Raw genomic sequence first — 12,258 nt, 5'->3', positions numbered from 1 at the left:
GTTCCGAAATGGGTTCGATCGGGCTACTCCGCGAGGTGGTCGCCGAAGACGCGCTCGGCGTCGGCGGGAACGTCGAAGTCGTGGTAGTGTTCGCCCTTGACCGTCGACAGGATGTTGAGCGCCGCGGCGGCCCCGTCGCCGACGGAGATCGTGGCCTGCCACTCTTCGGCGCGGACCATCGCACCGGTCGCGTAGACGCCCGCGAGGCTAGTCTCCATGTCGACGCCGACATCGACGGTGCCGTCGTCGGCGAAGTCGACGCCGAGGTCGTCGGCGATGTCGCGGTTCGCGCCCGTCGCGAGGACCACGAAGTCGGCCTCGTACTCCCCGTCCTCGGTCTCGACCGCGAAGCCGTCGCCGGCCTCGCTGACCGCGGTCACTGCCTCGCCCTGTCGGCGGTCGGCACCGAAGTCGTCGACCTGCTGGCGGGCCGTCGCCATGAACTCGCTGCCGCCGACGGACCCGATCCCGAGGTAGTTGAACAGGTGTGCCTTGTGCATCCACGTCTCATCGGTGTCGAACAGCGTCGTCTCGAGGCCGTTCTTCGCGGTGAAGAGGGCCGCACTCAGGCCTGCGGGGCCGCCGCCGATGACTATCACTGACGCGTCGTCTCCGGTCGCTTCGTTGCTCATATAGGTACACAATGGGGCTGGAGTCGTATCAATCCAGCAGCTACCTCGGGACAACCTCGTAACACTGGTGTTACCGGTCACGGTGCTCCCCGACTGCGGCCCGGCCTCCCACCGACCGACCGGGCGTGGGCCCGCTATTTCCCGCTACCGCGATGACCGGGTGCGTGGCCGCTGTTGCCCAGCGGGCTACCGCCGTGGCCCGTTGTATGGCCGCTATTGCCGGGCCCGTTGCCGCGGTGGCCTCCGGCGTGACCGCTGTTTCCAGGTGCCGCGTCGGGCTCGTCCGTCCGGGTCGACGGCTCGTAGGCGTCAAACAGCGGCAAGGAGTTATTAAGCGCGCGCGTCTCGAGGATCGCGGGATCGTCTGCGAGGTTCCGGTCCGTATCGACGATCCGGTCCGCGTTGAACCGGAGGGCCGTCCCGAGCCGGGCGGCGAGTCGATTCAGGTGTCGCGTGTGATCGGCGTCGGCCGCCGCGCTGCCCAACAAGACGACCGCGCCGCCCGCGTTCCGATACTCGCGCAACGCGAGGCGGTCGCCGACCGGGAGTTCGTGCGCGGGTGCGGAGAGCAAGACGGCACGCGGCGGCTCCGATTCGTCGGGCAGCGTCCGCTCGAGATCGTTTATTTGGCGGAGTCGTTCGTCGACCCCCTCGAGGTACCGGCGGTAGTACTTACAGTCCTCGAGGGAGAGCGAGCCCGCGGCGTTGAACTGGCCCTGTCCGCCGGCGAGTATCACGTCGCCGTCGGTCTCGGAGAGGTAATCGATCAGGTTCGTCAGGAACGGGAAATTGCCGTAGCCGCTCGTGTCCGCGCCGAAGCCCTCGTCCGCCTCGTAGCGTTCGTCGATCAGCAGCCCGCCGACGAGCGCGACCCGCCGCCGTTCGTCGACGCCGACCAGCGGAACGTCGTCGTCGTACGCGACGCCATCGCCCTCGAGGCGCTGCTCGGCGCTCGGGGACGCCGACACGGCGACCCGCTCGTCCCGAACACGACCGCCGGACCGGCCCCGAGCGCTGCGAATGCTCCGGGCCGACGGCACGAAGAGGTCCTCGACGGGCTCGTTGCGAATGGCGGTGCGCGCGTCGACATCGGCTACCGACCAGACGCCCCGGCCCGCTGCGAGGGCATCCTCCTCGAGCGCGGCGAACTCGTCGTGGGCCGCAAAGCCCGACGAGTAGACGCGAGCATACCCGTCCGCGACGAGCCGCCGGTTGTAGTTCACGGTGAACGAGCCGGCATCGAAGTCGGCCGTGAAATCGTCGGGATCGTAGTGGAGATACCCCAGCAGTCGCCCGTAGTGCCCGCGTATCGGCTCCGCCTCGTCGAAGGTGAGTTTGACGTGGCGACCCTCGAGGTCGCCCTCGTCGACCGCCGCGCCGTCGGGTGCCAGCCGCTCGAGGGCGACCGCCGCCGCGCGCTCGCCCCAGTCGTGGAGGTGAGCGGTCGCATCGTCGGGAACGCCGACCCACTCCCTGGGGCTGGCCTCCGTCGGCGGCGTCTCCGGGGTATCGACGCCGACGTTGCGAACGATTTCGCGGTGGCCGTACTCGGTGTCGAATTCGACCTCGACGGTGTCACCGTCGACCACGCGAGTGATCCGGCCGTCGTACTCCCCGTCGCGATCGAACTCGATCCCGATCCCGGGCCGTGCGTCGGCGTACTCGAACGCGGGCGAAAACTCCGTCGCGACCGGCTCGTAGGCCGGGCCGGCGTTACAGACCTCGTCTTCGACCTGCCCCCCGTTAAACCGGAAGGCGAGATCGAGTCGCTCGGCGATCTCGTTCAGAGTCCCCGTTCGATCGTTCCCGCCGAAGTCCGACTGATCGAACAGGAACAGCGCGCCCCCGTCGGCGACGAACGACTCGAGGACCGCGAGCTCCGACTCGTCGAACGCCGACTGGGGTGTCGTGATCACGAGTCCGTCGGCGTCCGCCACCCCGACCGACCCCGACTCGGCCGCGAGATACGTCTCGTCGACGGCCGCCGTCGTGAACACGTGCTCGTCCCGGCCCGACGCGTCGTCGGCGACCTGATCCGCGTTGAATCTGAACCCGAGGTCGAGCCGCTTGGCGATCTCGTTGAGGGCCCCCGTTTCGTCGTGGCCGTCGTAATCGGACTGGTCGTGGAGCAAGACGGTCCCGCCGTCGGCGACGAACGACTCGAGGGCCGCGAGTTCGGCGTCGGTAACCGCCGCTGCAGGCGTCGTGATCACGACTGCATCGGCGTCGGGAGCCGTCGTGTCGGCCGCGCCGTCGCTCGCGCCCTCGAGAACCGCCAGTAGATCGTCGGCGGCGGTGACGGTGTAGCCGTCGCTCTCGGCGGCGGCGATGAACGTCTCGAACCGGTCGGTATCGTAGTACTGGTCGTGGCTCTCGTCCCAGTAGACGGTTTCGCCGTCGATCACCGCATCCCAGACGCCCCGCACGAACGCCCGATTCTCCTCATGATCGCTATCGTCCTCGACGAGGGGCGCACCGAACCCGACCACCCGATCGTCGCGGGTGATCAGCGGAATCCGCTCGTCGTCGCCGTACTCGACGGCGTCGGACCCGGTTTGATCCCCGTTCGTCGCCGTCGACTCCGCCCACGCCAGAACCTCGAGATCGTCGTCCGCGGCCAGATGCGCCTCGGTCAGTACGCCGCCATCGGCTGCGATCTGACTCGCCGTCGAATAGAATTCGAGCGTCGTCCCGTCGGAGTCGAACGCCGCGAGCGCTCGGAGGTCGTAGCCGTTATCGTCGGCGTAGCGCCGGAAGGTCTCGTGCCTCGAGAGGTCCCAATACTGGTCGTGGCTCTCGTCCCACAGCACCGTACTCCCCGGCCCCAGCAGTTGATCCCAGGCATTCAGGATGAACTCCTCGTTGCCGGCAGTGAAGCCGCCGCGCTCGTCACTGAGAAAGCCGGCGCTGCCGATCCCCATCACGCGTCCGTCCTGCGAGATCAGCGGGATGCGCGCAGTCTCGTAGGAGACGACGTCGGCGTCGTCCGTTCCGTCGTCCGTCCTCGTCACGGACGCGTTCTCGGACGCCCACGCGACGACGTGTTCCGCGTCGGTGAGCGGCGCATACGTCGCGCTCACCTGTGACGCCGTCGAGTAAAACGAAAGGGACTCGAGCCCGTCGCCGGAGGCCGAGTCAGTAGTCGTGAACGCGTCGGACGACTGGGACAGCGCGAACGCACCCGTCGTCGTCCCGAGCAACGAGACGAACGCTCGACGATCGATACCGCTCTCACCGCTGGCTCGAAACGAGACCATGCTCCTGCTGGTATTCTTTCGTACGTGAGTGTTCCTAATAGTAATATATCGAAGTATGTAGCATTTTCACGAGACGGGGCTCCGGGGTTGACCGTTCGGAGACGCTCGAACGAGTGCCACAGACAGTTGAATCACGGTCGGAGCAAAACTCTTCCCCGATTCGAACTCCCGGTACCGTACTGGTCACGTCGTTCGCAGATAACGGGCACGATGGGATTTGAACCCACGACCGTCGGATTAGAAGTCCGACGCTCTTTCCGGACTGAGCTACGTGCCCTCGAGTCCGACTCCACGACGGAACGGTATAAGCGGTTGGGATTTCCGATCGCGATCGACCGTCTTCTCGCGGCCATGGTCGACCGAGAATCAGTACCCGACGCGATCCGATGTGTCGTCCGAAACGGAGCTCCATCCTGAAACGACAGCTCCCATCGAGACCGGTATCGCCCGCCGTTAGAACTCGACCTCCGGATCGGAACTGCTACCGTCGCGTGCGTCGTTTCGATACGGGAACCCGGACCGATAGCGGACGGATAAGGACGAGACACTGGGGATTCCCAAAGCGGGCTAGCAGTGATCTTCCCACAGACACAACGGTAAAACGCCCTCCATCGCCTGGAAGCAACGTCGTTTACGGCGCGGAAACGGTCACGGAGTCTTCGTCCGTTGTACGAAGTAAAAGAAAAGCTAGATCGTGGAGGAGAAGCACTGTCGCTCCGAGACCGACCGAGACGAGCACTGTCGTCACAGTGGCTGACAGCGAGACAAAGGCGTGACACTGTGTGAGAGTTGTGATTCCAAACCAATTGAGGAGGTGATAGTCCGAAGGCGTGATCCCTACGACGGATCGTGCTGGAATAACCAGCAATGGAACGGCGATGCTAAGCCCGACCACAATACCGTCGTTCATTCCCGTCCGGACACCGTGTTGTCTAACGAATATCGACCATGACGTAAAAACCGTTGCAGGGAAACAGCGGGGAAGGATCGAACGGCGAATGGGACGACAGTGCAGTCTACCCCGTGTGACGAACACAGCGTTTATGCACGCCTCGCCGGTACGTTGAGCCAATGCACGTCATCGGAACGGTGGGACTCCCCGGGAGCGGCAAGGGAGAGGCCGCCACCGTCGCACGCGAGGACGGGATCCCGGTGGTGACGATGGGCGACGTCGTCCGCCAGGAAACGGCCGACCGCGGACTCGATCCCGCGAAGGATCACGGGACGGTCGCGCAGGCGCTGCGCGAGGAGGACGGCCCGGCGGCGATCGCCGAGCGGTCGCTGCCGATGCTCGAGGACCGCCTCGAGCAACACGAGACGGTACTGGTCGACGGGATCCGCTCCGGCGTCGAGGTCGATGTCTTCGAGGACGCGTTCGGCGACGCGTTCACGCTGGTCAGTATCGAGGCCCCCTTCGCGGTCCGCGCCGAACGGATCGACGAGCGCGGTCGGGACGCGGGCGAGGGCGACGGCGGCGAGGGACTGGCGGCGCGCGACGAGCGCGAACGCGGCTTCGGGATGGACGAGGCCATGGACCGCGCGGACGTCGTCGTCGAGAACACCGACTCGCTCGAAGCGTTCCACGAGGCGATCCGGTCGGTCATCCGGACGGGAACCGACGGACGGAAACGAGCGGAAGCGGAATCGGAACCATGAGCGAAATCTACCGCGTCGACGTCGAGATCACGGCACCGGTCTATGATACCGAGGTCACGAGTCGCGTGCTCGACGCCGTGGCCAACGTCTTTCCCACCGCCGACATCGAGGAGGAGTTCGGCGAGATCAGGGCCGAGGCCCACGCGCTCGATCACTTCTCGGAGTTGCTCCACCGACAGGAGATCCTCGATACCGCCCGCGGCGAGTTCTTCGCCAATCGCGAGGGCGACACCTTCTCGTTTGCGCTCAAAAAGCAGGCGGCCTTCGAGGAGTACGTCAACTTCTCCGTGGGTAAACCGGACGAACTCGGCGAGATCGCCGTTCGAGTCCGCGTCGAGGAACCCAGCCTCGAGGCGTACGTCGATCACATCGCACCGCCGACCGAAGACGGGCGGCCGGTCGACGCCTGAAAACCCGACGCGTACTGCGATCATTGCGGCTCTCGAATGGGACACGAGTCGTGACGGGGGCGAGGAACGATATATCTCGCGCACGTAGTGGCGTCAAATGCACGACACGATACCCATCGCGGAGGTCATGCTCGAGGACGTCGTCACCGCTTCGCCCGACGCAACAGCGACCGAGGCGGCGACGCTGGTGTGCGACGAGGGCGTCAGTTCCGTGGTCGTCGTCCGGGACGGCGAACCGGTCGGCATCGTCACCGAGGGTGATTTCGTCGCGCACCTCTGTGACCGGACGGACCTCGGCGGGCTCGAGCTCCGTGAGATCATGTCGACGCCGCTGACGACGATCGAAGCGACCGCCTCGATCGTCGACGCCGTCGAGCGGTGTCGCACGACGGACATCGAACACTTACCGGTCGTCTCGGGCGACGACGACGCGACCGAGCTGGTGGGGATCGTCACGACGATCGAACTCTCCTACTACGTGCCCCAGCTCGTCCGCCGCGCCACGGACACGCGCGAGCAGCCGCCTCGACAGCGGGTGCGGACCGACACCCTCTACGAGCGAGACGACTGGACGTTCGAATACCACGGTGCGGACGAGACGACCGTCTCGGTGGGCGACATCGCCCGGTTCTCGAAAACGATCTCCGACGCCGAGGTCGAGGCCTTCGCGGAAGTGACGGGCGATACGAACCGGGTGCATCTCGACGCGGCCTACGCGGCCGAGACCCGTTTCGGGGAGCGAATCGTGCACGGCGTCCTCGCGACCGGGCTGATCAGCGCGGCCCTCGCCCGGCTCCCGGGACTGACGATCTATCTCTCACAGGAGAGTAGCTTCCGCGCACCGCTCTCGATCGGGGCGGACGCGACCGCCGTGTGCGAGATCGTCGAGGACCTCGGCCACGCGAAGTACCGGATCGAGACGACCGTGACCGACGGCGACGGAACCGTCGTTCTCGACGGCAGTGCGGTGGTTCTCGTCGACGACCTCCCACCGATGGCGGTCCGCGAGGACGACGCGACGCCGGCCCAGTAGGGAGTCAGTCCGAACAGTCCCCGATCCGGTCGAGGGCGGCTTCGGCCTCGCTCCGGTGGTCGCTCGCCGCCGGGTCCCGCTCCGCCGAAGCGGTCGCCGCGTCGGCAAATGCCGCCGCCGCGTCCGTCAGATGGCCCGTCTGACACGTGGCCGTCTCGAAGTGGCCGACGAGTCCGTCGGGCGCGTCCGCCGTTCCGTTCTCGAGGCGCTGGTGCGCGTCCGAAACCGTCGATTCGGCGGTCGAGAATTCGTCCCGAGCATCCTCGTACGCCGCCTCGTCCAGGTGGTCCCGACCGCGGTCGAGCGCGCCGTATCCCGCGTCGCCCAGTGTCGTGTCGTACGCCGCGGCCAGCGTCTCGAGGGGCGTCACGACCTCGTCGAGGGCGGTCGCTCCCTCCTCGAGATCGGTCCGCGGTACGTCGGCCAGCGCGTCGAGCCTGTCGGCGTCGATCCCCTGAATCGTCGCGTCCACCTCGGCCAACCGCTCGCCGGCGGCGGCGATGTCGGCGTGACGGTCGCCGACCGTCGTGCTCGCTTCCTCGATCCCGCGCTCCGTTTCGAGCGCCGTGGTGACGGTATCGACGTCCTTGGAAAGCCCCTCGTCGGTGACGGTCACAGTGACCGCGACCAGCCCCTCGAGCGCGTCGGCGTACGACCGCAGCGTGTCGATGTCGGCCGCACGGTCATCCCCCAGTTCGGCCGCGGCCGTTTCGAGGTGGTCCCGACCGTCGGCGAGCCGAGCCCGCGGTTCCGAGGGATCGAACTCGACCGCGCTGGGGTCCTCGAGATCGTCGAGTTCGTCCAGTGCCAGCGCGGCGGTGTTCAGATCGCCGGCGGCGCGGTCGAGCGCGCGGACGCCGGCGCGACTGTCGGCAGCGCCGTCATCGGCGTCAGTCGTGTCGTCGGTCGTGTCGCCGGCCCCACCCAGGTCGTCGAGACAACCCGCAAGTCCGGTGAGAAATCCGACACTAGCGCCGGCCGTGCCGGTTCGTGCGAGATACTGTCGGCGGTTCATCCGACTCGAGAATGGGTCTAGGGGTGTATGAACGTACTGGCAGGGAGAACGATAACAGAACAGATAGGTCCAATGGAGAACGAGCGACGAGGTCGGGTGCAGCGGCCGCCCGAGAGCGGTCGGCCGACCGGACCAGAGTGGCTGCGGCGATCCGCGGCGTTATCCGAACGGTCCCATGCCGCCCATGCCGCCGCCACCGCCACCGCCGCCCTGTTGCATCTGTTTCATCATGCGCTGCATCTCCTGTTCGGAGCCCATGCCCTGGAACTGCTTCATCGTGCGCTCCATCATCTTGTACTGCTGGAGCAGTTCCCGGACCTGTTCCTCGTCGGTCCCCGAACCGCGGGCGATGCGCTCGATCTGACTCGCGCCGATCGCCTTGGGGTACTCCTTTTCGGCCTCCGTCATCGAGTCCATGATGACGGTAAAGGTTCGCATTCGCTCCTGAGTGACGTCCATCGCGTCGTCGGGGAGTTGATCTTTGATCCCGCCACCGAGCCCGGGGATCATGTCCATCACCTGATCGAGCGGCCCCATGTTGTTCATCGCCTCCATCTGCTTTTGCATGTCGTTCAGGGTGAACTGGCCCTGCAACATGTCCTCGGGGTCCCAGTCGTCCTCCTCGATATCGGTCTCCTCCATCGCCCGCTCGACGCGCTCGGCGAGCTGGCTGAGATCGCCCATGCCGAGCAGCCGCGAAATGAAGCCGTCGGGTTCGAAGCGCTCGATGTCCTGGACCTCCTCGCCGGTCCCGAGGAAGGCGATCGAGGAGTCGGTCTGGTCGACGGCGGTCAACGCACCGCCACCTTTCGCCGTCCCGTCGAGTTTCGTGATGACGACGCCGTCGATACCGATCGACTCGTCGAACTGCTGGGCCTGGTCTTTCGCCCCCTGCCCGATCGCGGCGTCCAAGACGAGCAGGGACGTGTCGGGCTCGACGACGCCCTCGATCTGCTCGATCTCGTCGATCAGGTCCTCCTCCAACGCGTGGCGACCCGCCGTGTCCACGATGTGAACGTCGGCATCGCTGGTCTCCTCGAGGCCTTTCCGGGCGATCTCGACCGGATCGTCGTTGTCCGGGTTGCCGTAGAAGTCGACCTCGGCGCGGCCGGCCATTTCCTCGGCCTGCTGGTAGGCACCGGGCCGGAAGGTGTCGGTCTGGATGACCGCCGGACGCAACCCCTTCGTCGAGAACCACCACGCCATCTTCGCGGCGGAGGTCGTCTTCCCCGACCCTTGCAGGCCCGCCAGCAGGATCGTCTGTTCCTCGAGCGGCAGTTCGGTCGAGTCACCGATGAGATCGACCAACTCCTCGTAGACGATCCGGAGGACGAAGTCCCGCGCCGGCGTGCCGGCGGGGGGTTCCTCCTCGAGGGCCCGGTCTTTGATGTTGTCCGACAGCTCCATCACGAGCGAGACGTCGACGTCGGCGGAGAGCAGCGATCGCTGGATCTCCTTGACGATCTCCTCGATGTCTTCCTCGCTGAGTCGCGACTTCCCGCGGAGCTTGTCCAAGGTGCCCCGCAGAGAACTCCCGAGATCGTCGAGTACCATTTGCCCAGTCTACGGGGCGATGGCGTTAAAGGCTTTTTCTACTGTACACGTTCCCGCGGCTCCCGATCGGTGGCGGCCCGTGTCCGTCGCCACCCCGAGACCTCGTAGTCCTCGGGCGATCGAGCGGGCGCGGCGGCGTCGATGCGTATTTGACTCGAGCGCGCCAATCCTCGCCTATGAGTTCCGACGCAGACGTCGACCCTTCGGAGTACGAGGGGCTCGAGGACGCGGACGTGACCATGCGAGTCAACGACCACGGCCTCCACATCGCCGACGACGAGGCAACCGGCGTCTCGAGTCAGGGACAGACGCCGGCAGAAGCCCTCGAGAACCTCGCGGAGGCGGTCGAGACCTACAGGGAAGCCACATCGGACGAGTCCGACGACGACTGGCTCTAGGCGCGAGCCACGCGACTGTCCGAGCCCGACACTCCGGTCGGAGACACAGCGGGTCGCTGTCCGTCGGTTACTTCTCGGACGCCGACACCGGTCCGGTTTCGACCTCGCCGTCGTTGGCGAGCCACTCGGTGAGACTGCCCTCGTAGAAGCGGACGTCCTCGTACCCCAACGCCGTGAGCACGACGTAGGTGTGACTGATCCGCCGCGCGGTGTTGCAGTAGAGGACGATCTCGCAGTCCGGCGTGATGCCGTGTGCGGCCAGCACGGCCTCGAGTTCGGCCTCGGGTTTCAACCGGCGGGTCTCGTCGTCGACGACCTCGCGCCAGTCGAACCGCACGGCACCCGGCAGACGCGCCTCCTCGAACTCCTCACGTTCGCGCGTGTCGACGACGACGGCGTCGCGCTCGAGGGCGTCGGCGACGGCGTCGAAGCCGACCAGCGGACTTTCGTCGGGCGCGAGCGGATCGGGCTCGTAGTCGGTCGGCTCGAGGACGGTAGTCTCGGACGTGGTTTCGTACGCCCGGTTCCAGGCGCTGTAGTCACCATCGAGCAGGCGGACGTCCTCGTGGCCGTACTCGAGCGCGGTGAGCACGAACCGGGCGGCGAAGACGCCGTGGGTGTCGTCGTAGGCGACGATCGTGTCGTCAGGGCTGAGACCCGCGTTGCCGAGCAGGTCGGCGAAGGCGTCGGCACCCGGCAGGGTCCCGCGGTCGACGTCGCTCTCGTCGCGGTAGCTGTCGAACGGGACGTTCACCGCACCGGGGAGGTGCCCGATCCCGTCGAATTCCCAGGCGTCCCTGACGTCGACGATGCGCACGGCGGGATCGTCCAGATGCGATGCGAGCCAGTCGGGGGACACGACGACAGAGTCGTCCATTACCCCGCCGTTCGGAGCGGAGACTCGAGTACGCACCGGTTTCGGCCGGATTCGCGGCTACCGGGACGGTGGCAATGCTTGCTGATTCTTGGTGGGGGTCCCGCCCCGTCTCGCTCGACGGATCGCCGATTCGTCGCGACTGCGTCGAATACAGTCGCTGTACGAACGGCTATTACGATCGGCTCCGATCGAATCGGCAATTCTTTCCGGCAGGGTCGACCGGTGTCCGATTTGTCCGGTTAAGAAGTTCATTTGTGTGATGCCATTGTAGGGACGGGTATGGCAACCGACTACGCCAACGACGTACTCGTCACGGCCGACTGGGTCGCTGACCGACTTGACGACTTCCAGGACGACGATTCCGACCACCGACTGGTCGAAGTCGACGTCGACACGGAAGCCTACGAAGACGAACACGCGCCCGGCGCGATCGGATTCAACTGGGAAACCCAACTGCAGGACCAGACACAGCGCGACATCCTCGAGAAGGCGGACTTCGAGGACCTCCTCGGCAGCCACGGCATCAGCGAGGACGATACGGTCGTCCTCTACGGTGACAACTCAAACTGGTTCGCCGCCTACACCTACTGGCAGTTCAAATACTACGGTCACGACGAGGTGTACCTGCTCGACGGCGGCCGCGAATACTGGCTCGAGAACGACTATCCGACCACGGACGAAGAGCCCGACTTCTCGGCGACCGAGTACGACGCCGCCGGGCCGCGCGAGAGCATCCGCGCCTACCGAGAGGACGTCGAAAACGCGATCGAGCGTGGCGTCCCGCTGGTCGACGTTCGCTCGCCCGAGGAGTTCTCCGGCGAGATCCTCGCGCCCTCCGGCCTGCAAGAGACCGCCCAGCGCGGCGGCCACATCCCCGGCGCGAAGAACATCTCCTGGGCGGCCGTGACCAACGCCGACGGCACGTTCAAGGACCGCGCGGAACTCGAGGACCTCTACGCCGAGGAGGGCATCACCGGCGACGAGACGACCGTCGCCTACTGCCGCATCGGCGAGCGCTCCTCGGTCGCGTGGTTCGCGCTCCACGAACTGCTCGGCTACGAGGACGCCGTCAACTACGACGGGTCCTGGACCGAGTGGGGCAATCTCGTCAGTGCACCGATCGAGACTGGCAGCGCCGACGACTAACGCGAGCGCCTGGGCAGGACGAAGCTGGGTGACTACGCGAGCGGGAACACAGTGACCCGCGAGCAAGCGTAGTCGCTCGCGGGCGTCGCGCGCTCTTCTGACCGAACGCCGCACTTCTCCGAGCGAGACCGATTTTCCGAGCGACTGAGCGACTCGACAAGCGCTGTCGGCCCACACTCTCGACTCCGACCAGCCGCCGGACCGACGCCGAGAGGGGCCGTCCGTCCGAACGGCTACGCCTCGTGGATGTGGTTCGAGGCCTGTCTCTTATACACATCTC

At 66.2% G+C, this 12,258-nt stretch carries 10 protein-coding genes and 1 tRNA gene; 5 read left to right on the top strand and 6 right to left on the bottom strand.

Features of this window, described 5'->3' with window-relative positions:
• Window positions 1-23 precede the first annotated feature (23 nt).
• The 3 genes from C486_RS11965 to C486_RS11955 all read right to left on the bottom strand — a co-directional run bounded on the left by C486_RS11965 (window position 24) and on the right by C486_RS11955 (window position 4,166).
• Entirely contained in the window at window positions 24-632 is a 609-nt protein-coding gene (locus tag C486_RS11965) for an NAD(P)/FAD-dependent oxidoreductase (protein WP_008456453.1), read from the bottom strand.
• 134 nt (window positions 633-766) lie between these two features.
• Window positions 767-3,889 carry a thermonuclease family protein gene (locus C486_RS11960; protein WP_008456451.1) on the bottom strand — a complete coding sequence of 1,041 codons (3,123 nt, stop codon included), beginning with the start codon at window positions 3,887-3,889 and terminating at the stop codon, window positions 767-769.
• Window positions 3,890-4,091: 202 nt separating this feature from the next.
• Window positions 4,092-4,166: transfer RNA gene (locus C486_RS11955), tRNA-Arg, on the bottom strand.
• A gap of 794 nt (window positions 4,167-4,960) precedes the next feature.
• Between C486_RS11955 and C486_RS11945 the strand changes: the two genes are divergently transcribed.
• From C486_RS11945 to C486_RS11935, 3 genes are all read left to right on the top strand, one after another.
• Window positions 4,961-5,545 carry an AAA family ATPase gene (locus tag C486_RS11945; protein WP_008456450.1) on the top strand — a complete coding sequence of 195 codons (585 nt, stop codon included), beginning with the start codon at window positions 4,961-4,963 and terminating at the stop codon, window positions 5,543-5,545.
• Window positions 5,542-5,955 (top strand): RNA-binding domain-containing protein, encoded by a 414-nt coding sequence (locus C486_RS11940; RefSeq protein ID WP_008456448.1) that lies wholly within the window; start codon window positions 5,542-5,544, stop codon window positions 5,953-5,955. The genes C486_RS11945 and C486_RS11940 overlap by 4 nt, the downstream gene beginning before the upstream one ends.
• Window positions 5,956-6,052: 97 nt before the next feature.
• On the top strand, window positions 6,053-6,988 hold the full coding sequence (locus C486_RS11935) for a CBS domain-containing protein (protein WP_008456447.1): 936 nt from the start codon (window positions 6,053-6,055) through the stop codon (window positions 6,986-6,988).
• 4 nt (window positions 6,989-6,992) lie between these two features.
• Here C486_RS11935 and C486_RS11930 read toward each other — a convergent pair whose 3' ends face one another.
• Window positions 6,993-8,003, bottom strand: a complete 1,011-nt coding sequence (locus C486_RS11930) for a hypothetical protein (protein WP_008456445.1) — start codon at window positions 8,001-8,003, stop codon at window positions 6,993-6,995.
• 159 nt (window positions 8,004-8,162) lie between these two features.
• Window positions 8,163-9,557 (bottom strand): signal recognition particle protein Srp54, encoded by a 1,395-nt coding sequence (locus tag C486_RS11925; RefSeq protein ID WP_008456442.1) that lies wholly within the window; start codon window positions 9,555-9,557, stop codon window positions 8,163-8,165.
• A 176-nt stretch (window positions 9,558-9,733) separates the two neighbouring features.
• On the opposite strand from C486_RS11925, the gene C486_RS11920 reads away from it, so the two are divergent.
• Complete coding sequence (locus C486_RS11920) at window positions 9,734-9,955, top strand: type II toxin-antitoxin system HicB family antitoxin (RefSeq protein WP_008456440.1); 222 nt, start codon at window positions 9,734-9,736, stop codon at window positions 9,953-9,955.
• A 67-nt stretch (window positions 9,956-10,022) separates the two neighbouring features.
• On the opposite strand, the gene C486_RS11915 is transcribed toward C486_RS11920, so the two are convergent.
• Window positions 10,023-10,832: a sulfurtransferase gene (locus C486_RS11915; RefSeq protein WP_008456438.1), complete on the bottom strand. Its 810-nt coding sequence runs from the start codon at window positions 10,830-10,832 to the stop codon at window positions 10,023-10,025.
• A gap of 279 nt (window positions 10,833-11,111) precedes the next feature.
• Between C486_RS11915 and C486_RS11910 the strand changes: the two genes are divergently transcribed.
• Window positions 11,112-11,978, top strand: a complete 867-nt coding sequence (locus tag C486_RS11910) for a sulfurtransferase (RefSeq protein WP_008456436.1) — start codon at window positions 11,112-11,114, stop codon at window positions 11,976-11,978.
• Window positions 11,979-12,258 lie beyond the last annotated feature (280 nt).

Origin of the sequence: Natrinema gari JCM 14663, from assembly GCF_000337175.1 — an archaeon.
GTDB classification, from domain to species: Archaea; Halobacteriota; Halobacteria; order Halobacteriales; family Natrialbaceae; genus Natrinema; species Natrinema gari.
Note: the sequence above shows the minus strand (reverse complement) of the source record. Positions and strands in the feature narration are given on the sequence as shown.

Bases quoted from the DNA above. Each gene is read 5' to 3' on its own strand.
- C486_RS11965 (WP_008456453.1), bottom strand. From the start codon at position 632: ATGAGCAACGAAGCGACCGGAGACGACGCGTCAGTGATAGTCATCGGC.
- C486_RS11960 (WP_008456451.1), bottom strand. From the start codon at position 3,889: ATGGTCTCGTTTCGAGCCAGCGGTGAGAGCGGTATCGATCGTCGAGCG.
- C486_RS11945 (WP_008456450.1), top strand. From the start codon at position 4,961: ATGCACGTCATCGGAACGGTGGGACTCCCCGGGAGCGGCAAGGGAGAG.
- C486_RS11940 (WP_008456448.1), top strand. From the start codon at position 5,542: ATGAGCGAAATCTACCGCGTCGACGTCGAGATCACGGCACCGGTCTAT.
- C486_RS11935 (WP_008456447.1), top strand. From the start codon at position 6,053: ATGCACGACACGATACCCATCGCGGAGGTCATGCTCGAGGACGTCGTC.
- C486_RS11930 (WP_008456445.1), bottom strand. From the start codon at position 8,003: ATGAACCGCCGACAGTATCTCGCACGAACCGGCACGGCCGGCGCTAGT.
- C486_RS11925 (WP_008456442.1), bottom strand. From the start codon at position 9,557: ATGGTACTCGACGATCTCGGGAGTTCTCTGCGGGGCACCTTGGACAAG.
- C486_RS11920 (WP_008456440.1), top strand. From the start codon at position 9,734: ATGAGTTCCGACGCAGACGTCGACCCTTCGGAGTACGAGGGGCTCGAG.
- C486_RS11915 (WP_008456438.1), bottom strand. From the start codon at position 10,832: ATGGACGACTCTGTCGTCGTGTCCCCCGACTGGCTCGCATCGCATCTG.
- C486_RS11910 (WP_008456436.1), top strand. From the start codon at position 11,112: ATGGCAACCGACTACGCCAACGACGTACTCGTCACGGCCGACTGGGTC.